This window comes from Ottowia thiooxydans DSM 14619 (assembly GCF_000422885.1).
In the GTDB taxonomy this organism is placed as follows: Bacteria; Pseudomonadota; Gammaproteobacteria; order Burkholderiales; family Burkholderiaceae_C; genus Ottowia; species Ottowia thiooxydans.
Genome location: NZ_AUGX01000011.1, coordinates 274,714 through 293,055, shown reverse-complemented (window position 1 = coordinate 293,055; position 18,342 = coordinate 274,714). Strand labels below are relative to the sequence as shown.

The window sequence follows — 18,342 nt, the reverse complement described above, 5'->3', positions numbered from 1 at the left end:
ACCACAGTTTAGGTATGCACCCTCCCGCTGGTAAGTCCTCTAAAAGACAACACCGTGGTGACTCAAAGTTTCCACAAGAAGCCTTTCACGCAGTGGTATCAGGGCGCCGTTCAGGTCTGTCTGGCCTCGTCGAGACTCGCATGAAGCCATTCGACAAACCGTTTGACCACCGGGTCGGCGTAGCGTTCGGGGGTCGTCACCAAGCGATAGGCATCGACCCGCGGCGAGTCGTCGACCACCGGCTGCAACACCCCGCGCGTCAAAGGTTGATCTACGAAAATCTGGGCAAAAACTCCTGGTCCCTGATGCATGTGCACCGCCTCGAGCACCGTGGTCAGGGCTCCTACACGCGGACCTGCCAAGCGTCCCGGGACTAGGTCCAACGCCTCGAACCAGGCACGCCAAACATCGGTCAAGCGTTCATGAATCAACGATACGTGCATCAGGTCAGAGGCATTCCGAACTTCCGGATGGCTATCGATCCAGGCGGGCGATGCAAGCACTCTCATCCGAGGGCGGATCAGTTCGATGTTGATCAGTGCGTTGCCCTCCCTGTCGCCGTAGGCAATCTCCACATCGAAGCTATTTGGGTCGAAGCGGTGGGCCTCGAAGGGAATGATCTCGAAAGCAACGGATGGTAGTTGCCGCTGGATCTCGTGAAGGCGGGGAAGTATCCAGAACGTGGCAAATCCCGGCGGCGCGCAAATGCGCAATTCCCTGGTCTGTCCCGGCGGGCGGATTTCAGCGGTCGCATCAGAGATGATCTTGAAGGCACTTTGCAGCGAGTTGTGAAACCGCAGCCCTTGGGCATTCAGGCTGGTTCCAGTTGAAGTCGTTTCGATCAAGGATGCGCCCAGCCAGGACTCCAGGATTCGGACTTGACGAATGACTGCGGTATGGGTGACGTCGAGTTCTGCGGCGGCCTTGCGAATACTCTTGTGTCGCCCCAAGGCAAAAAAAGACCTAACGGCGGTCAGTGGAGGAATACGCAGCGAATCATTTTCCATTGGCAAATTGTCTGTCATCGTGCTCCCGGCTCATATCGTTGAAAAATAGAAGCAAGTTGTTTGCAAGCCATATTGATTCCTCAGTTCAAATAATGGATGGTTGATTCTCGGGAATAGATCGCAGTACGAATCACGATCACGGGCGTGCACTTCGTTTCTGTGACGCTGCGGGCTTAACAGGCTGCTGAAATACTGTCGCGACGACTGGCACCCAACGAGAGTGACCTCGTAAAACGGCTTATAAGCGATTTTTTTAGGTGGTTGATCGGTTAGGCACCCCAAGCGCAACCAATTTCCGGACCTTCGGGGAGTATTTCAGCAACGTGTTAAGGCCTGCGCATGGTTATCGCGGGTGAGGAGAGGCACCAAATTGGCGTGTAAAAAAGAGCGTCACCGTCGACGACACCTCAATACACATAATTCTCGCTCTGAAGAAGTTTCGGCACATACTGGACTCATGTCGTTCTCATCGGCATGAGTGCTCAATCGTGTCGAAGAATCTCCTTTTCAAGAACGGTAAGCCCCGTTCCAACGCTCCAAAAGCTGGCAAGAAGGCAACCAGCGGCCGCGCCTCACAGACCACCCGATAATCCCCACATGATCAAGCTGTTCGTAGGCCTCGGCAACCCAGGCCCTGAGTATGAAGATACCCGGCATAACGCCGGGTTTTGGTGGATTGACGCCGTGGCACGCTCACTGGGCGCCAATCTGGTGATGGAGCGCGGATACCACGGAAAAGTGGCACGCACGAATGTACAGGGGCGCACTCTCTGGCTGCTGGAACCCCAGACTTTCATGAATTTGTCTGGCAAATCGGTGGCGGCACTGGCGCGTTTTTACAAAATTGCTCCAGAAGAGATTCTGGTCGCGCACGACGAACTTGATCTTCCACCTGGACAGGTCAAGCTAAAAAAAGGCGGCGGGCACGCCGGCCACAATGGCCTGCGGGATATCCATGCACAGCTGGGCTCTTCCGATTACTGGCGGCTGAGGCTGGGCGTTGGCCACCCGGGCGACAAATCGCAGGTGGTGGGCTGGGTGCTGAAAAAACCACCGGCAGATGAACTCATCGCTGTGGAGGAGGCCGTGGCTCGATCTGCAAAAGCCCTCCCCCTGCTGGCTGCTGGCGAGATAGCCCCCGCGACCGTGCTGATTCACACCTCAAAACCGCCGAGGGAAAAACCACCCCGCCGAGAAGCTGCGGGAGCAGCGAAAGAAGATTCGGCCAAGCCTGAGTCGGCGTTGGGTCGCCCTGAGTAGACCTGCGGAGATCTGCGCGTTTACTTGGCGCTGGCAGTTCCCTGCAGGCGCCTGTATTTTTCCCAAAGCGTCTCTTTATCCTCTGACCATTCAGGGTTCAGAGGAATGCACTCCACCGGGCAGACCTGCACGCACTGGGGTTCATCGAAGTGACCAACGCATTCTGTGCACTTCCCAGGCTCGATTTCATAGATATCCTGTCCCATGAAAATGGCGTCATTCGGGCACTCAGGCTCGCAGACGTCGCAATTGATGCATTCGTCAGTGATCATCAGTGCCATGAGGCAACTCCCGGGGACCAAACAGATTTCATAAGCGAATTATCCGCTTCGCGCCCTCCCTCGGCCCAAGTGATTGGCAAAACCGCTACCCTTTGTGTTGATAATGCGGCGCAACCATGAGCTTCTTCCTCTTAAAACGCGTCCTGACCCTGCTCGCCACCCTGGCGGCCACATCGGTCATCGTGTTTTCCGTACTTGAAATCCTGCCCGGCAACGCGGCCCAGGTGCTCATGGGGCCAGATGCCGACCCCGCAGCGGTAATCGCCAAGTCGATTGAACTAGGTCTTGATCAGCCAGCGCTAGAGCGCTATTTCCATTGGATCAGTGGATTGGTTCGTGGCGACATGGGCCTCTCCTATGTCTACGGCTCCCCCGTATCTGAACTTATCGCCGAGCGCCTTGCCCTCACGGTACCGCTCGCGCTCATGGCCATGCTGCTGACCACCGTCCTGGCGCTGGTGGTGGGTATCTACGCAGCCTCCAACCACAATCGTGCGGGCGATATAGGCCTCATGACGCTTGCGCAGATAGGCATTGCCATTCCCAACTTCTGGTTCGCGATTCTGCTGATCCTGCTTTTTTCGGTGAAGTTGCAGTGGTTCTCGGCTGGAGGCTTTGACGGTTGGTATTTCGAAGACGGTTTCTGGCTAGGTCTCTGGGAAGGGTTCAAGGCCCTTATTCTTCCCGCCACTGCCTTGGCGGTGGTTCAGGCCGCCATATTGGCCCGGTTTTGCCGTTCAGCGGTGCTGGAGGTGCTGCGTGAAGATTTTGTGCGAACCGCTCGCGCCAAGGGCTTATCGCAGCGCGCCACACTTTGGGGCCATGTGCTTCGCAACGCCATGATCCCTGTCATTACGGTCATGGGCATGCAATTTTCAGAATTGCTGGCGGGCACTATTGTGGTGGAGAGTGTGTTTTACCTTCCAGGGCTTGGCCGGCTGATTTTTCAGAGCATCGCCAATCGTGATCTGATCGTGGTGCGCAATTGCGTCATGCTGTTGGCCGCCATGGTGGTGGTGGTGAACTTCCTCGTCGATCTGTTGTATGCAGAAATCGACCCGCGGGTCAGGGCCAGCGAAGTATGACGAGCTCTGCTTTCGCGCTTTCCGGCGCCGCACCAAGCTTCTGGCACCGTGCCCGCCGGCACCCGGGGTTCGTCATCGGTGGCGCACTCGCCCTGTGGCTTCTGCTGGCCGCCCTGCTTTCCTATTTCTGGACACCCTACTCCGTGTTTGAAATCGACATGGATGCCAAGCTCCTGCCTCCAAGCGTGAAGCACTGGCTAGGCACCGATGCGTTCGGGCGCGACGTGGGCTCGCTGCTACTGGTGGGCGCGCGTGCCTCCATACTCGTTGGCGTGATCGCCGTCAGCATTGGTCTGGTGGTGGGCACCGCTCTAGGCCTGCTGGCCTCCGCGAGACGCGGGTGGGTGGAGGAGCTGATCATGCGCGTATGCGATTTCGGCCTGGCCTTTCCGGCCATCCTCACCGCCATCATGCTGACCGCCGTGTACGGACCGGGAATCGTCAACGCCATCATTGCCATCGGCATCTACAACATTCCCACCTTCGCACGCATCACGCGAGCCTCAGCCAATGCCATTTGGACCAGAGACTACGTGCTAGCTGCCCGCGCCTGCGGCAAAGGCGCCTGGGCCATCACCTGGCAGCACGTGCTGCCCAATATCCTTGCGGTGCTGATCGTACAAGCCACTATTCGCTTTGCCATCGCCATCCTCGCCGAAGCGGCCTTGTCGTATCTGGGTCTGGGCACCCAGCCACCTCAGCCAAGCTGGGGCAGGATGTTGGCCGAGGCCCAGACGTTGATGTTCCAAACCCCGATGCTGGCCGTGTGGCCAGGGTTGGCGATTGCCCTTGCGGTATTGGGGCTCAATCTTATGGGAGATGGATTGCGCGATTTGCTCGATAAGAGGCTCGCGTAGGCTCTCGAAGCTTCACACAATTATTGAGCAGTGAATATGGATGTCCCCTTGGTTCGATCATGATTGAACAAGCCAACACAAAAAACTGATGCCTTTACTCGAAGCCTCTCGACTGCGTGTCGATTTGCGCACCCACCGTGGCACCGCAACGGCGGTTCGCGACACGAACTTCACGTTGGATCGTGGTGAAACGCTGGGGCTGGTCGGCGAGTCCGGCTGTGGGAAATCGATGACCGCGCTCGCTTTGATGGGATTAGCGCCAGGCAATGGAACGGTGAATGGCAGCATCCGGTTAAACGGTGAGGAACTGGTGGGATTGCGTGATAGCGCCTGGCGGGCTCTGCGTGGCCGGCGCATGGCGATGATCTTCCAGGAACCCATGACGGCGCTGAATCCTGTGCACCGCGTAGGCATTCAGATTGCCGAACCTATGCGCCTGCACCTGGGAATGGACGCAGATGCTGCTCGCCGAAAAACCATGGGACTGATGGAGCGCGTGGGCATTCCGGAACCAGCCAAACGGATTGACAGTTTCCCGCATCAGTTCTCAGGTGGGCAGCGTCAGCGCATCATGATTGCCATGGCCCTGGCTGCAGACCCGGATGTGCTGATTGCCGATGAGCCCACCACGGCGTTGGATGTCACCGTGCAAAAACAGGTTCTGCGGTTGATTGCGGAACTGGTCGCTGAACGCGGGATGGCGCTCATTCTGATTTCACACGATTTGGGCGTTATCGCGCAGAACGTGCAACGTGTGCTGGTGATGTATGCGGGCCACGTCATTGAGAGCGGCCCAACTGCGGAAATCTTTACCCGCCCGGCTCACCCCTATTCGCGCGGACTTCTGGCCGCACGCCCAAGTCTTGCTCACAGGCTGGTAGCGCACCGCAGTGCACGCCTTCCCACGATCCCGGGCTCCGTACCCGATCTCTTTCATATGCCCACAGGCTGCGCTTTCGCGGCACGCTGCACGTTCGCTCAACCTGCTTGCCACACTGAAGCGCCACCTGAAATAGCGCTTTCAGACCGTCATCGCGTACGCTGCGGAGTAGCTGAGGCGATGAAACCAAGCGCTTTCACGAGAGGCTGAGGGCATGGCAGACATAAGTAAACCTCCCGGACTGCTTGAGATGACGGACCTCACCCGCAGCTACACCCTGCCAAGAGAGTCACTGTTCAAGCCTCAAAGAGCCGTACAAGCGCTGCGAGGCGTCTCACTCAACATTCAAGCCGGCCGCAGCATGGGCATTGTGGGGGAATCAGGCTCTGGCAAGAGCACGCTGGCGCGCCTGGCCATGGCGCTGGAGCGGCCTGACAGCGGAACGGTTCGCTTTGAAGGGCGTGATTTGAATGCCCTGTCTGCCAGCGATTTACGTGTGGCGCGGCGCGACTTCCAGATGATTTTCCAAGATCCATACGGTTCACTGGATCCACGTCTGACGGTATGGCGTACCGTGACGGAGCCACTATCCGCAACGGAGCGGCTAACCCAGGCACAGCAACGGGAGCGCGCCGCCACCGCGCTCGAATCTGTGGGCCTTCGCGCTGATATGCTGGATCTGTATCCGCACCAGTTTTCTGGGGGCCAGCGCCAGCGCATCGCCATCGCTCGCGCCATCGTGACGCAGCCCAAACTAATCGTTGCCGACGAAGCCGTCAGCGCTCTGGATGTTTCCGTGCAAGCACAGGTGCTCAACCTGATGGCGGATCTGCGCGACCAGCAAGGGGTAACTTTCCTCTTCATCAGCCATGACCTGGCAGTGGTGAGCCATCTCTGTGCAGACGTGGCCGTAATGAAGGACGGCCTGATCGTAGAACAAGGCCCGGTACGACAAGTTCTGAGTGAACCCAAACATCAATACACCCAAACTTTGCTGGAGTCTGTGCCGGATCTTTCAACCGGCGAATTCGCACTCCGATAGGCTACGATGCGCCCGTAGAACGACCCCGGATAGATCGTCCACACAGTTTTACTCTCACGCCAGATCAGGAGACTCACGAAGATGAAACGCCGCGCATTTGCCTTGTCTATCCCCGCTGTCGCGCTTGTAGGCCAGCCTGCCTTCGCTCAGGCCAACAAGAATTCGGTGGTCATGGGCATCACACTTGAGCCGCCAGGCCTGGATCCCACAGCTGGCGCTGCTTCGGCTATTGCCGAGATCGTGCAATACAACATTCTGGAAACGCTCACCAAGATCAATGCCAACGGCAGCGTCACGCCTTTGCTGGCCGAGCGTTGGGAAGTTTCGCCCGATCTGCGCACCTATACGTTTTACCTGCGCAAGGGAGTGAAATTCAGTAACGGAGAACCCCTCAACGCGTCTACCGTGAAATTCAGCTTTGAGCGCGCGGGTGGCGAGAAAAGCACCAACAAGGACAAGCGCACTTTCGCTTCCATGGAAAGTGTCCGCGTGGTCGATGAACACACGCTGGTCATCATCAACAAGGAGCCCGATCCGGATTTCCTGTTCTATATGGGCCAGGCAACGTCTGTCATCGTTGAGCCCAAGAGCGTTACTACGAACAATGCAACCCCGGTCGGCACGGGCCCTTACGTTCTGGATCGCTGGAGCAAAGGCTCGTCAATTAGTTTGCGCGCCTCACCCACCTACCGCAATCCCGGCGCCATCCGGATCAAGCGCGCTACGTTTCGCTTCATCAGCGATCCAGCGGCCCAGGTGGCCTCTGTGCTGTCAGGTGATGTAGACGCCTTTGTGCGCGTAACGCCGCGGGGCGCCGCTCAGTTCAAAGCGAATTCGCGTCTGCAAACCATTGTGAGCGGCTCGCGCGCCAAGACCGTACTGGCCCTTAACAACGCGAAGAAACCCTTGAGTGACGTGCGCGTGCGGCGCGCCATTGCAGCTGCCATTGACCGCAAAGCGGTGATCTCCGGCGCGGGTGATGGTTTTGGTGTAGCCATAGGCAGCCACTATGCACCGGGCGCTGCAGGTTATATAGACACCACGGGCATCAACCCCTACAACCCGGAAAAAGCTCGTGCACTGCTAAAGGAAGCGGGCATCACCACGCCGCTGGAGTTGAGTCTGGTGCTGCCCCCTCCCCCTTACGCGCGTCAGGGCGGTGAAGTCATCGTGGCGCAGTTGGCCAAGATAGGCATCACCGCCAAGGTGCAGAACGTGGAATGGGCGCAGTGGCTTGCCAACACCTATGGGGGGTCGCATAACTACGACATGACCATCATCAGCCACGTGGAGCCGTTTGACTTGGTCAATTTCACCAAATCAGATTACTACTGGGGCTACAACAATCCCAAATTCAACACGCTGTTCGACAAAATAAAAACCACGCCCAATCTGGCCGAACGCAACAAGCTTCTGGGTGATGCTCAGAAGATGCTGGCAGACGACTCCGTGCTGACCTGGCTCTATCAGCCACAATGGTTGACGGTGGCCAACCGCCGCTTGACAGGCCTTTGGAAAGACATGCCTGTGTTCGTCAACGATCTGGCAGCACTTAGCTGGACCTGACAAAAAAGGGACTCCCTCGCATGGCCTTGCATGAACTCTCCGCCCATGAACTGATCGCGGGCTACAAGGCCGGGGAGTTTTCCCCGGTCGAGGTGACGCAGTCAGTACTGGGGCAGATCGAACGCTGGGAGCCGCAGCTTGCGGCCACCTTCCTGCTGCGGCAAGACGCAGCACTCGAACAAGCTCGAATCTCGGAAGCGCGCTGGCTCAAGGGAGAACCGTGCGGCGCTCTGGACGGGGTGCCGATTACGATCAAGGACAACATTGCCACCCGGGGCGATCCCATGCCGCTGGGTACCAAAGCCGTGACGCTGACCCCCGCGCCAGAAGACGCACCACCAGCCGCTAGGGTGCGTGAGGCCGGTGCAGTCATCGTCTGCAAGACCACCATGCCCGATTACGGCATGCTGTCCTCCGGGCTCTCCACCTTCCACGCCATTGCGCGCAACCCCTGGGACATGACACGCACACCCGGGGGCTCCAGCGCAGGCGCCGGCACGGCAGCCGCAGCGGGGTACGGCCCTCTGCACCTGGGCACGGACATAGGCGGCTCCATCAGGCTTCCCGCCGGGTGGTGCGGTATTGTCGGGCTGAAGCCAAGCTTGGGTCGCGTACCCATCGATCCCCCCTACATGGGGCGCGCTGCCGGCCCCATGACCCGCACGGTCGCCGACGCGGCTTTGCTGATGCAGGTGCTGAGTCGCCCAGACGCTAGAGATTGCATGGCCTTGCCTGCCCAAGCCATAGACTGGTCGCTGGTATGGCGGCAAGAAAAATCGCTGGCGGGGGTGCGCATCGGCCTATGGCTGGACGCCGGCTGCGGCCTGCCCGTGGAGCCAGCCATCCGCGCAGCCGTCGAACATGCCGCGCATCTTTTCGAGGAAAAAGGTGCGGTAGTCACGCGCATGAGGCCGATCATGACGCCTGAACTCCTCTCAGGCCTGGACCATTTTTGGCGCATGCGTTCGATGCTCGATCTCGATGCACTGACCCCTGAAACCCGGGCGGCCGCCTTGCCCGTCATCCGCGAATGGGCTGAGAGTGCGCGCGGCATGAGCGGCCCCGACGTTTTCCGCGCTTTCAGCGCCACCCACGCCACGCGGGTAGCCACTCAAGCAGCGCTCCAGGAATTTGATTATGTGTTGTCACCGACCTCACCAGTGGGCCCGGCACCATTCGATTGGGCATCTCCCACCAACGACCCGCTGCACGGTTTGGAGCACATAGGCTTCACGGTGCCTTTCAACATGGGCGAGCAGCCGGCTATCTCAGTCAACTGCGGATATGCCGACTCAGCTACGGGCGATGGCAAGCTTTGGCCGATCGGCTTGCAGATCGCTGGCCAGCGCTTTGATGACCTCGGTGTGCTCCAAATAGCACGGGCTTTCGAGCAATTGCGTGGACCCCAGCAGGATTGGCCATTAACGTGAGAACACGTTCAAAGGTGCAGACTCATAGAATGGAGCTGTGACTCTTCAAATTAACGCCGACCTCCATTGCCATTCCACCGTCTCCGACGGCACCCTTGAACCCGAGGTTCTGGCCGCCAGAGCCAAAGCCAATGGGGTAGAGCTATGGGCATTGACCGACCATGATGAAATTGGTGGCCAGCAGCGGGCGCTGGAGGCTGCTCAGGCTGAAGGGTTGAAATACCTCACCGGGGTAGAGATTTCAGTGACTTTTGCGGACACCACGGTACATATCGTGGGCCTGGGCTTTGATCACACCAATCCGCGTATGGTTGAAGGCTTGGCGGATACACGCGATGGCCGTGGGCCTCGCGCGCTGGAAATGAGCAATCAACTGGCCAAAGTGGGTATCCATGGTGCCTATGAAGGCGCTCTCAAGCACGCAGGAAATCCAAAGCTGATCTCACGCACGCATTTCGCCCGGTTTCTGGTTGAAACCGGCGTATGTCGCGACACCTCCGAAGTATTTCGTAAATATCTCACTGAGGGCAAACCGGGCTATGTAGAGCATCGCTGGGCCAAACTGGGCGATGCCGTCCAGTGGATCACCCAGGGTGGCGGCATTGCAGTCATCGCACATCCTGCCCGCTACCATTTCTCGCCCACGGTTGAATACGCATTGTTTTCTGAGTTCAAACAGCACGGCGGGCTGGGCGTGGAGGTGGTCACAGGAAGCCATTCATCTGCCGAGGCACTGCGGTATGCAGATATGGCACGCGAAATGGATTTACTGGCCTCGCGTGGCAGCGATTTTCATAGCCCCACCGAGAGCCATGTCGATCTTGGCAAACTTCCCCCATTACCCGCGGGGCTCACTCCCGTATGGTCGCAACTCAGCGACCGCGTACATTGATTCATAGCCGTGGCACAGTATTTCAGCGTTCATCCCGCCAACCCGCAACCTCGCTTGCTCAAGCAGGCCGCCGAATTGCTGCGGCAAGGGGGCATTTTGGCCATCCCCACGGACTCCAGCTATGCGCTTGTCTGCCAGCTCGACGATAAGGCCGCCGCAGAGTCACTCAGGCGCATCCGGGGGCTGGATGACAAGCATCAGCTTTCCCTCATTTGCCGTGACTTAAGCGAGTTGGCCAACTACGCGCGAGTGGATAACACCCAGTTTCGCCTGCTCAAGCTCGGCACTCCCGGGCCGTTCACTTTCGTGCTGGAAGCCAGTAAGGAAGTACCTCGCCGCCTCAGCCATCCTCAGCGCAAGACCATTGGGCTGCGCGTACCAGATCACCGCGTGGTGCTTGATCTGATTGAGCACCATGGCGGGCCGCTCCTGGCCACCACGCTGATTCTTCCGGGTGAAACTGACCCCCTTAACGATCCAGAGTTGATCCGTGACCGCCTGGAGCGCCAGATCGCAGGCGTGATTGATGCGGGTGGCTGCCCTTCAGAGCCCACCACGGTGATCAACCTCTCGGAAAGCCCTCCAGAAGTACTGCGCCAAGGGCGCGGTGACTTGGCCATACTGGGTCTTTGACGCACGCTCAAGCCTTAGAACGTGTTCTCACAGCCCGGGAGCTGACAGGCTCCCCACTGAACAACGCACGCCTACCCCCTCCCCCGCTCTGAGACAATCCGCCTGTGGACATCGCCAATATCATCCAAACCATCGCCATCTACGCCCTGCCGGTGCTTTTTGCAATCACCGTGCATGAGGCTGCCCATGGGTACATCGCGCGTTACTTCGGCGACGACACCGCCGCCGTGATGGGCAGGGTCACGCTGAACCCCCTCAAGCACATCGACCCTATCGGCACCATCGCCATGCCGCTGTTTCTCTACATCGCCACGGGTGGGTCTTTCCTTTTCGGCTATGCCAAACCGGTACCCGTTAACTTTGGACGATTGAAGAACCCGCGCCGGGACACGATCTGGGTGGCCCTAGCCGGGCCAGTCTCCAATTTGCTACAGGCGCTGGGCTGGGGTGTTGGCCTGTATCTCTTGCGTGGAGCGGACGTGGAAGAGCGCTTCTTCCTCGAAATGTGCCGCGCCGGTATTTTGGTCAACGTGGTGATGTTCGTCTTCAACCTGTTTCCTCTGCCGCCGCTGGATGGCGGGCGCGTGGTGACCAGCCTGCTGCCAACCAGGCTCGCTATCCCGTTCAGCCGCCTGGAGCCCTGGGGCTTTTTCATCGTTATGGCTCTGGTCGTGGCTGGCGTCATCAGCAACCTGTGGATGAGGCCGCTGATGTCACTGACCTTCAATTTTCTTGATCTGGTGCTCTCCCCGTTGGGCGCCCTGATTCGCTAGTTTTGTCTGCGCCACTCATGACTGTTAAAGACCTCGTACGCTCTCTCACCGGCATCACCACAACCGGCACCCCCCACCTTGGCAACTATGTCGGAGCTATTCGCCCCGCAGTGCGCGCAAGCCGCGAGCCAGGGCTGGAGAACTTCTATTTTCTGGCTGATTTCCATGCACTCATCAAGTGTGATGAGCCTGAGCGCATACAGCGCTCCACGCTCGAAATAGCGGCCAGTTGGCTGGCGGCGGGGCTTGACCCGGAAAAAGTCACCTTCTACCGCCAGAGCGATATTCCAGAGATTCCTGAGCTCACCTGGCTGCTGACCTGTGTCACGGGCAAGGGCATTCTGAACCGCGCTCACGCCTACAAAGCTGCTCTTGACAAAAATGAGGCTGCCGGCCAAGACGCCGACTTCGATGTGACAGCCGGCCTGTTCATGTACCCCGTGCTCATGGCAGCAGACATCCTGATGTTCAAAGCGCACAGGGTACCTGTGGGGCGCGATCAGGTGCAACACATTGAAATGGCGCGCGATATCGCGCAGCGCTTTAACCACCTGTACGGAGAACTGCTGGTTCTGCCAGATGCAGTGATTGACGAAAACGTAGCCCTGCTCCCAGGCCTGGATGGCCGCAAGATGAGCAAAAGCTATGACAACACCATTCCACTGTTCGGGCCCCGCGAGCAGTTGCGCAAGCAGATCATGGGTATCGTCACAGATTCCCGTGCGCCCGGAGAGCCCAAAGAGACTGCGGGATCTTCACTCTTTTCTATCTTTCGTGCGTTCGCAAGCGATGAAGAGACCAAGGCATTTGCCCAAGCCTTCGCGGACGGGATTGGCTGGGCAGACGCCAAGCAGCAGTTGTTCGAGCGCATTGAACGCGAAATCGGGCCCATGCGCGAGCGCTACCAGCATCTGATTGACAACCCGGCCGAAGTTCAGGCTATTTTGCTGGCGGGCGCCGAAAAAGCCAGAGCCATCGCCGCGCCCTTTCTACGTGACCTGCGTTCTGCTGTCGGCCTGCGAGCGCTTGGTGCCCAGAGCACCCCAGGCAAGGACAAGAGTCAGCCAAAAGGCTCCCTGCCGCAGTTCAAGCAGTACCGTGAAAAGGACGGCCGCTTTTACTTCAAATTCACGGAAGCCAACGGTGAGGTATTACTGCAGAGCGTGGGGTTTGAGTCTCCGCGCGAGGCGGGGCAAGCTGTAAAAAGACTGCAGACAGAGGGCTCTGCAGCGCTTGCAGATCTCAATCTTTTGCTGGAGCCCTTGACGAATGTCAAGTTAGAGCTGGTCACAGATGCATTAAAACGTCTGCTTGATGAAACAGGAGCGTGAAATACGCCCACCTTGTGAGGTTTTGATAGAGGTTTGAGAGAGAAATCTTTAGAACTAAGAACCGAATAGGCCAAAATAACTCATCAAATTAGAACAACACCTGTTCGGGAGTACATCTTGGCTATCTATGTAATCGACGACCACCCGCTGATGCGCGATGCCATTGTGATGGTGTTGCGTCGGGTACGGCCGGGCTCCGAAGTAGTGGAGCTTTCGCAATTATCAGATCTGGACGAAGCCGTCGCCCTTCGTGGCGCACCAGAAATTTTTTGCCTTGACCTGAAGCTGCCTGATACGGTAGGCATTTCCGGTGTCAAAGTATTGAAGGCCACCTATCCTGCCGTGCCCCTGGCGGTGATATCAGCCACGCCAGCGGCAGACGTTGAAGAGTGGTGCCGGGAAGCTGGCGCTGATGTCTACATCGAAAAATCCAGCGGGGCAGGCGAAATTGCGGCCACTCTGCGCGCGATGATGCAGCCCGAAGGTCAAGACGGTGAGTCAGAAGATGGCGAAGCCGGCGGCCCCACCAAGCTGACCAAACGGCAAAAACAGCTCATCATCATGCTGGATGAGGGTCTGTCCAATCGTGATATCGCTGAACGCTTAGGTATCAGCGAACATACCGTCAAGGTGCATCTGTGGCGCCTGTTCCGGCGCCTGGGCGTCAAGAGCCGTACACAGACCCTGCACTTCGCACGCTTGAACGGCATGCTCGGTTTTTAAGAGTCTGTTCACGATCTAAAGGGGCTGCATGCCAGACAGGCATGCAGCCCCTTTGTCTTTTACTCATCAGCCTCCACCAGCGGCACACGTACACAGAACACGGAGCCACGGTGCTGGCGCGAGCGAACGCTCACGCTGTAGCCCATAAGGTCTGACAACCGCTTCACAATGGCCAAACCCAGGCCAAACCCCTCTTCAGTGCCGGCAGTCTCTACCTTGTAGAACTCGCCGAATATGCGCGAAAGCTCCTCTGGGCGCATACCAATACCTGTATCCCACACCTCAAACCGCAAGGCCTGCGGTTCACGGCGTACAGCCAACAGGATGCCGCCCTGGCGCGTATAGCGAATGGCATTAGCCAGCAAATTCCCCAGAATACGTTGCAATATGGCTGGGTCGCTTCGAAACGTTGCCACGGGCGATGGCCGTATGCGCAGCTTAAGTTTGCGCTGAGAAGCCATGGGGTGGAATTGAGCCTCCAGATCCGACAGCAGCCTTGGGACATTGACCTGCTGCTGCTCAATTCGAAACTGCCCCGCATCGAGTTTGACAAAATCGAACATCGAGTCGAACAGCGTATTGATGGCGGTCGTCGCCTGGAGGATCTTGGGGCTGATTTCGGGGCTCAGCTCAGGCTCTTTGCTGAGCCATTCCGCGTAGATACCGAGCGCATTGACAGGTTGTTTGAGATCATGCGCAGCGCCTGCCAGGAACCGGTCCTTGAATTTAATCGCTTCCTGCAAGGCACTCGCCTGCTGGCGCAGCGAATAGATCAAGCGCGCGTTCTGATAGCTCAGCTCAATTCTGCTCGCAAACACCTTGTGCTGTTTGTTGGCAACGTGCAGCAGCGTCAACAGAAAAATCAGAAGGAGGCCGGAAAACCAGAAACTGCCTTCGCTATGAACCGCATGCCAATCGAACAGATGGTGAAGGCCTATGCTCACGGCCAGGCACACAATGGCCGCAAATACGAACAGCCGAGCCGTCTTCAGATGGGCAGACATCCACAAGACGCCCGCCCCGCAAACACCTGCCACCAGCATCCAGCAAACGGCCTCCAATCTGGGTGGTAAGCGCTCCAGCAGCAGCAACGCACAGCTGATCCAGGTGGCGCCATATAAAGGCCAAATCCAGTTGTAGCGCCGCACAAAGTCCAACTGGACTTCTATGGAATGCGTTTCAGCGAGCTTGGCGAAATGGCGGCAAAAAACGTGCCTGAAAGCCGATACCGTCAGGGCGGCTGTGGCCCATAGAACGAGCTGCCAAACGGGTACATACCAATACAGCAAGGCGCACAGCAAGCCGATCACCAGCAGGGCGGCCGCTTGCGTGGTGCGCCCCCCTTCGACGAGCATGCCGTATTCCGCCGCCTCAACCCATTGCGCCTCTGAAGGCAGAACCAGGGTATCGGCTAGGCTCATTGGCGCTGAAGCCTTCGCTGGATGCGAGTTACTCAAAACCCGCAGGCACAACGACATCACCGCATTGAGCGCGCTGACGCAAGGCATGCTCCATCACCACCAGCGCGAGCAGCGCCTGGGCAATCGGTGTGGCGCGGATGCCCACACAAGGATCGTGTCGCCCCTTGGTAATCAGCTCTACGGGTTGCCCGGAAGTGTTGATGGATTGGCGTGGCACCAGGATTGAGCTGGTGGGCTTGATGGCAATGGCCACCTCCAGGTTTTGGCCGGTGCTGATACCGCCAAGCACACCGCCATCATGGTTGGAGGCAAAGCCGCCGCCAGGCATCAGTGAATCGCCGTGCATGCTGCCCCGGTGAGCGACGCTGGCAAAGCCATCTCCGATTTCCACGCCCTTCACGGCATTCAAGCCCATCATGGCCTTGCCGATGTCCGCATCCAACCTGTCATAAAGCGGCTCTCCCAGGCCAACGGGCACTTTTTCAGCCATCACGCGCAGCCGTGCGCCGCAGGAATCGCCGGATTTTCGCAGGACGTTCATGTATTCCTCGATGGAGGAAACATCAGCCACCGGAGCAAAAAACGGATTGTTTTCGACGTGCGCCCAATCCTCGAAACCGATCGTCAAATCTCCGACCTGAGTCATGCAGCCACGAAATACGGTGCCGTATTTCTCGTACAGCCACTTTTTAGCCACCGCGCCAGCGGCCACCGTAGGCGCAGTCAACCGAGCGGATGAGCGCCCACCGCCACGAGGGTCTCGAACGCCATATTTGCGCCAATAGGTGTAATCCGCATGGCCTGGGCGGAAAGTCTGGGCGATCTCGCCGTAATCCTTGCTGCGCTGATCAGTATTGCGAATCAGCAAGCAAATAGGTGTGCCCGTAGTCAGGCCTTCGTAAACGCCAGAAAGGATTTCAACCGTATCCGCCTCGTTGCGTTGGGTCACGAACTTGGAGGTGCCGGGCCGGCGTCGATCGAGATCCGGCTGGATATCACTCTCCGCCAGCGCCATGCCGGGCGGACAGCCATCTATCACGCATCCAATGGCCGGGCCATGGGATTCACCGAAGTTTGTAACTGCGAAAAGGGAGCCGAAGGTATTGCCACTCATAGGTGGCGATTATCTCGCGTGTAACGACGTCTTGATGGAACCAGGGCCCATCTTGCCGAAAACTCGCCTTTCAGAAGGTGTTCATTGACCTTAGGAGCACCTTCTTAGACCGAATCACCTCAAGGACGGGCTGCGTCCTCTGGCCAATCGCGGATATACGCCTTGAGCATCTGATTCTCGAAATTCTGGCTGTCCACCACGGCCTTGGCGACGTCGTAGAAGCTGATCACGCCCATCAGCATTTTTTTGTCCATCACAGGCATATAGCGTGCGTGACGGTCGAGCATCATGCGGCGCACCTCGTCCATGTCTGTTTCCAGCGTGCACGTGAGCGGATGGTCGTCCATGCTGGTGCGCACGGGAAGATCGCCCAGATGCCCATTGGTTCTGGCCAATGCCAGGATGATCTCCCGGAAGGTGAGCATGCCCACCAAATCGCCATGCTCCATCACCACCAGCGAGCCAATGTCTTTTTCTGACATCACACTGATTGCATTGGCCAAAGGCTCGTCGGGCGTGACGGTATACAACGCGCCGCCCTTTACGCGCAAGATGTCGCTGACTCTCATGCTCTTCTCCTTCCAGCACCAATGATCACGTTTGAACAAATATAGCCCACAATGACGCACGGCCACCAGCGGCCGGTAACAAAATTCAGCAGGAGAGCTTTGCATGCCCGGCTACGCCGATCCCGGCTTCGATACCCTCGCCATTCACGCCGGTGCCGCACCCGATGCGGCCACAGGCGCGCGCGCGGTACCGATCCACCTCACCACTTCCTTCGTTTTCGAATCCAGCGACCATGCGGCGGCGCTGTTCAACCTCGAACGCTCGGGCCACGTCTACAGCCGCCTTAGCAACCCAACGAACGCGGTGCTTGAGCAACGCGTCGCGGCGCTCGAAGGCGGTATAGGCGCCATCACCACCTCCAGCGGCCAGGCGGCGTTGCACCTGACCATCGCCACGCTGATGGGCGCCGGTAGCCATATCGTGGCCAGTACGGCGCTCTACGGAGGAAGCCAGAACCTGCTGCATTTCACAATGCGGCGCTTCGGCATCGAAACCACCTTCGTCAAACCAGGCGATATGGACGGCTGGAAAGCCGCCATCCGGCCCAATACCAAACTTCTGTTTGGCGAAACCGTGGGCAACCCCGGTCTGGATGTGCTCGACATCCCTACCGTCTCTGCCATCGCACATGAGGCCGGCGTCCCCCTTCTGGTGGACTCCACGTTCACAACGCCCTACCTGCTCAAACCGTTCGATCACGGCGCGGACCTGGTCTACCACTCCGCCACCAAATTCCTGAGCGGCCATGGCACTGTGATCGGCGGCATCGTCGTAGATGGCGGCTCTTTCGACTGGGACGCCAGCGGGAAATTCGCAGAACTCACGGCCCCCTATGACGGTTTTCACAACATGGTGTTCACCGAAGAGAGCACCGTGGGCGCCTTCCTTCTGCGAGCGCGGCGTGAAGGTCTGCGTGATTTCGGCGCGTGCCTCAGCCCCCATTCGGCCTGGCTGATCCTGCAAGGCATCGAAACCCTGCCGCTTCGCATGGAAAAGCACCTGTCCAACACAGAGAAAGTGGTGCAATTTCTGTCCGAGCATCCTTTCGTCTCCACCGTTCGCCATCCTATGCTCGCATCGCACCCGAGCCACGCATTGGCTGAGCGGCTGCTCAAGCATGGTGCCAAAGGCGCGGGCAGCGTCTTCAGCTTCGATATCAAGGGTTCAAGGGAGCAAGGCAAGCGCTTCATCGAGCAACTCAAAATCTTCAGCCATCTGGCCAACGTAGGCGACTGCCGCAGCTTGGTCATCCACCCTGCCAGCACCACGCACTTCAGGATGAGCGACGACGCCCTGGCAGGCGCAGGCATCGGCCCCGGCACGATCCGGCTTTCTATTGGGCTCGAAGACGCTGATGACCTGATAGAAGACTTGAAACGCGCTCTAAAAACATGACCCCCCTGAGTCGCTGTCGCGCCTTCCCCCAAGGGGGACGCAGCCAGCGGCCTGGCAAAGCCAGCTCCGCGGCTACACCCGC

General features: G+C 58.4%; 18 protein-coding genes. 13 read left to right on the top strand and 5 right to left on the bottom strand.

The features are described 5' to 3' along the window. Positions 1-110: 110 nt before the first annotated feature. Positions 111-1,025: a LysR substrate-binding domain-containing protein gene (locus G518_RS0110800; RefSeq protein ID WP_028602558.1), complete on the bottom strand. Its 915-nt coding sequence runs from the start codon at positions 1,023-1,025 to the stop codon at positions 111-113. 579 nt (positions 1,026-1,604) lie between these two features. Here G518_RS0110800 and pth point away from each other — a divergent pair. Beyond that, positions 1,605-2,267, top strand: coding sequence for an aminoacyl-tRNA hydrolase (pth, locus tag G518_RS0110795; RefSeq protein WP_028602557.1), 663 nt, complete (start codon positions 1,605-1,607; stop codon positions 2,265-2,267). A gap of 20 nt (positions 2,268-2,287) precedes the next feature. Here pth and G518_RS0110790 read toward each other — a convergent pair whose 3' ends face one another. Continuing rightward, complete coding sequence (locus tag G518_RS0110790) at positions 2,288-2,548, bottom strand: YfhL family 4Fe-4S dicluster ferredoxin (protein WP_028602556.1); 261 nt, start codon at positions 2,546-2,548, stop codon at positions 2,288-2,290. 116 nt (positions 2,549-2,664) lie between these two features. Between G518_RS0110790 and G518_RS0110785 the strand changes: the two genes are divergently transcribed. From G518_RS0110785 to G518_RS0110735, 11 genes are all read left to right on the top strand, one after another. Then, complete coding sequence (locus tag G518_RS0110785) at positions 2,665-3,633, top strand: ABC transporter permease (protein ID WP_028602555.1); 969 nt, start codon at positions 2,665-2,667, stop codon at positions 3,631-3,633. Next, on the top strand, positions 3,630-4,490 hold the full coding sequence (locus G518_RS0110780; RefSeq protein ID WP_028602554.1) for an ABC transporter permease: 861 nt from the start codon (positions 3,630-3,632) through the stop codon (positions 4,488-4,490). Before G518_RS0110785 ends, G518_RS0110780 begins: the two co-directional genes overlap by 4 nt. Positions 4,491-4,578: 88 nt before the next feature. Continuing rightward, the gene (locus G518_RS0110775) at positions 4,579-5,580 is read left to right on the top strand and encodes an ABC transporter ATP-binding protein (RefSeq protein ID WP_028602553.1); all 1,002 of its coding nucleotides are present in this window, start codon (positions 4,579-4,581) and stop codon (positions 5,578-5,580) included. A 4-nt stretch (positions 5,581-5,584) separates the two neighbouring features. Beyond that, positions 5,585-6,412 carry an ATP-binding cassette domain-containing protein gene (locus tag G518_RS0110770; RefSeq protein WP_028602552.1) on the top strand — a complete coding sequence of 276 codons (828 nt, stop codon included), beginning with the start codon at positions 5,585-5,587 and terminating at the stop codon, positions 6,410-6,412. 81 nt (positions 6,413-6,493) lie between these two features. Beyond that, the gene (locus tag G518_RS0110765) at positions 6,494-7,978 is read left to right on the top strand and encodes an ABC transporter substrate-binding protein (RefSeq protein WP_028602551.1); all 1,485 of its coding nucleotides are present in this window, start codon (positions 6,494-6,496) and stop codon (positions 7,976-7,978) included. Between the two features lie 20 nt (positions 7,979-7,998). Continuing rightward, complete coding sequence (locus G518_RS0110760) at positions 7,999-9,408, top strand: amidase (protein WP_028602550.1); 1,410 nt, start codon at positions 7,999-8,001, stop codon at positions 9,406-9,408. 37 nt (positions 9,409-9,445) lie between these two features. After that, complete coding sequence (locus tag G518_RS0110755; RefSeq protein WP_028602549.1) at positions 9,446-10,300, top strand: 3',5'-nucleoside bisphosphate phosphatase; 855 nt, start codon at positions 9,446-9,448, stop codon at positions 10,298-10,300. A gap of 9 nt (positions 10,301-10,309) precedes the next feature. Beyond that, entirely contained in the window at positions 10,310-10,933 is a 624-nt protein-coding gene (locus tag G518_RS0110750; protein WP_028602548.1) for an L-threonylcarbamoyladenylate synthase, read from the top strand. A 104-nt stretch (positions 10,934-11,037) separates the two neighbouring features. Then, on the top strand, positions 11,038-11,706 hold the full coding sequence (locus tag G518_RS0110745; RefSeq protein WP_028602547.1) for a site-2 protease family protein: 669 nt from the start codon (positions 11,038-11,040) through the stop codon (positions 11,704-11,706). Between the two features lie 17 nt (positions 11,707-11,723). Further along, positions 11,724-13,037 (top strand): tryptophan--tRNA ligase, encoded by a 1,314-nt coding sequence (locus tag G518_RS0110740; RefSeq protein WP_028602546.1) that lies wholly within the window; start codon positions 11,724-11,726, stop codon positions 13,035-13,037. Between the two features lie 117 nt (positions 13,038-13,154). Continuing rightward, on the top strand, positions 13,155-13,760 hold the full coding sequence (locus G518_RS0110735; protein WP_028602545.1) for a response regulator transcription factor: 606 nt from the start codon (positions 13,155-13,157) through the stop codon (positions 13,758-13,760). 59 nt (positions 13,761-13,819) lie between these two features. Here G518_RS0110735 and G518_RS39905 read toward each other — a convergent pair whose 3' ends face one another. The 3 genes from G518_RS39905 to G518_RS0110720 form a co-directional block, all read right to left on the bottom strand. After that, entirely contained in the window at positions 13,820-15,181 is a 1,362-nt protein-coding gene (locus tag G518_RS39905; RefSeq protein WP_051236382.1) for a sensor histidine kinase, read from the bottom strand. Between the two features lie 28 nt (positions 15,182-15,209). Next, positions 15,210-16,295 carry a chorismate synthase gene (gene aroC / locus G518_RS0110725; RefSeq protein ID WP_028602544.1) on the bottom strand — a complete coding sequence of 362 codons (1,086 nt, stop codon included), beginning with the start codon at positions 16,293-16,295 and terminating at the stop codon, positions 15,210-15,212. 119 nt (positions 16,296-16,414) lie between these two features. After that, positions 16,415-16,864 (bottom strand): CBS domain-containing protein, encoded by a 450-nt coding sequence (locus G518_RS0110720; protein WP_028602543.1) that lies wholly within the window; start codon positions 16,862-16,864, stop codon positions 16,415-16,417. 103 nt (positions 16,865-16,967) lie between these two features. Here G518_RS0110720 and G518_RS0110715 point away from each other — a divergent pair, with 103 nt between their 5' ends. Further along, on the top strand, positions 16,968-18,260 hold the full coding sequence (locus G518_RS0110715; protein ID WP_028602542.1) for an O-acetylhomoserine aminocarboxypropyltransferase: 1,293 nt from the start codon (positions 16,968-16,970) through the stop codon (positions 18,258-18,260). Positions 18,261-18,342: the final 82 nt, after the last annotated feature.

What these genes read in the sequence shown, in the direction of transcription:
- G518_RS0110800 (WP_028602558.1), bottom strand. Translation starts at nt 1,025, where the DNA reads ATGACAGACAATTTGCCAATGGAAAATGATTCGCTGCGTATTCCTCCA.
- pth (WP_028602557.1), top strand. Translation starts at nt 1,605, where the DNA reads ATGATCAAGCTGTTCGTAGGCCTCGGCAACCCAGGCCCTGAGTATGAA.
- G518_RS0110790 (WP_028602556.1), bottom strand. Translation starts at nt 2,548, where the DNA reads ATGGCACTGATGATCACTGACGAATGCATCAATTGCGACGTCTGCGAG.
- G518_RS0110785 (WP_028602555.1), top strand. Translation starts at nt 2,665, where the DNA reads ATGAGCTTCTTCCTCTTAAAACGCGTCCTGACCCTGCTCGCCACCCTG.
- G518_RS0110780 (WP_028602554.1), top strand. Translation starts at nt 3,630, where the DNA reads ATGACGAGCTCTGCTTTCGCGCTTTCCGGCGCCGCACCAAGCTTCTGG.
- G518_RS0110775 (WP_028602553.1), top strand. Translation starts at nt 4,579, where the DNA reads ATGCCTTTACTCGAAGCCTCTCGACTGCGTGTCGATTTGCGCACCCAC.
- G518_RS0110770 (WP_028602552.1), top strand. Translation starts at nt 5,585, where the DNA reads ATGGCAGACATAAGTAAACCTCCCGGACTGCTTGAGATGACGGACCTC.
- G518_RS0110765 (WP_028602551.1), top strand. Translation starts at nt 6,494, where the DNA reads ATGAAACGCCGCGCATTTGCCTTGTCTATCCCCGCTGTCGCGCTTGTA.
- G518_RS0110760 (WP_028602550.1), top strand. Translation starts at nt 7,999, where the DNA reads ATGGCCTTGCATGAACTCTCCGCCCATGAACTGATCGCGGGCTACAAG.
- G518_RS0110740 (WP_028602546.1), top strand. Translation starts at nt 11,724, where the DNA reads ATGACTGTTAAAGACCTCGTACGCTCTCTCACCGGCATCACCACAACC.
- G518_RS39905 (WP_051236382.1), bottom strand. Translation starts at nt 15,181, where the DNA reads ATGAGCCTAGCCGATACCCTGGTTCTGCCTTCAGAGGCGCAATGGGTT.
- aroC (WP_028602544.1), bottom strand. Translation starts at nt 16,295, where the DNA reads ATGAGTGGCAATACCTTCGGCTCCCTTTTCGCAGTTACAAACTTCGGT.
- G518_RS0110720 (WP_028602543.1), bottom strand. Translation starts at nt 16,864, where the DNA reads ATGAGAGTCAGCGACATCTTGCGCGTAAAGGGCGGCGCGTTGTATACC.
- G518_RS0110715 (WP_028602542.1), top strand. Translation starts at nt 16,968, where the DNA reads ATGCCCGGCTACGCCGATCCCGGCTTCGATACCCTCGCCATTCACGCC.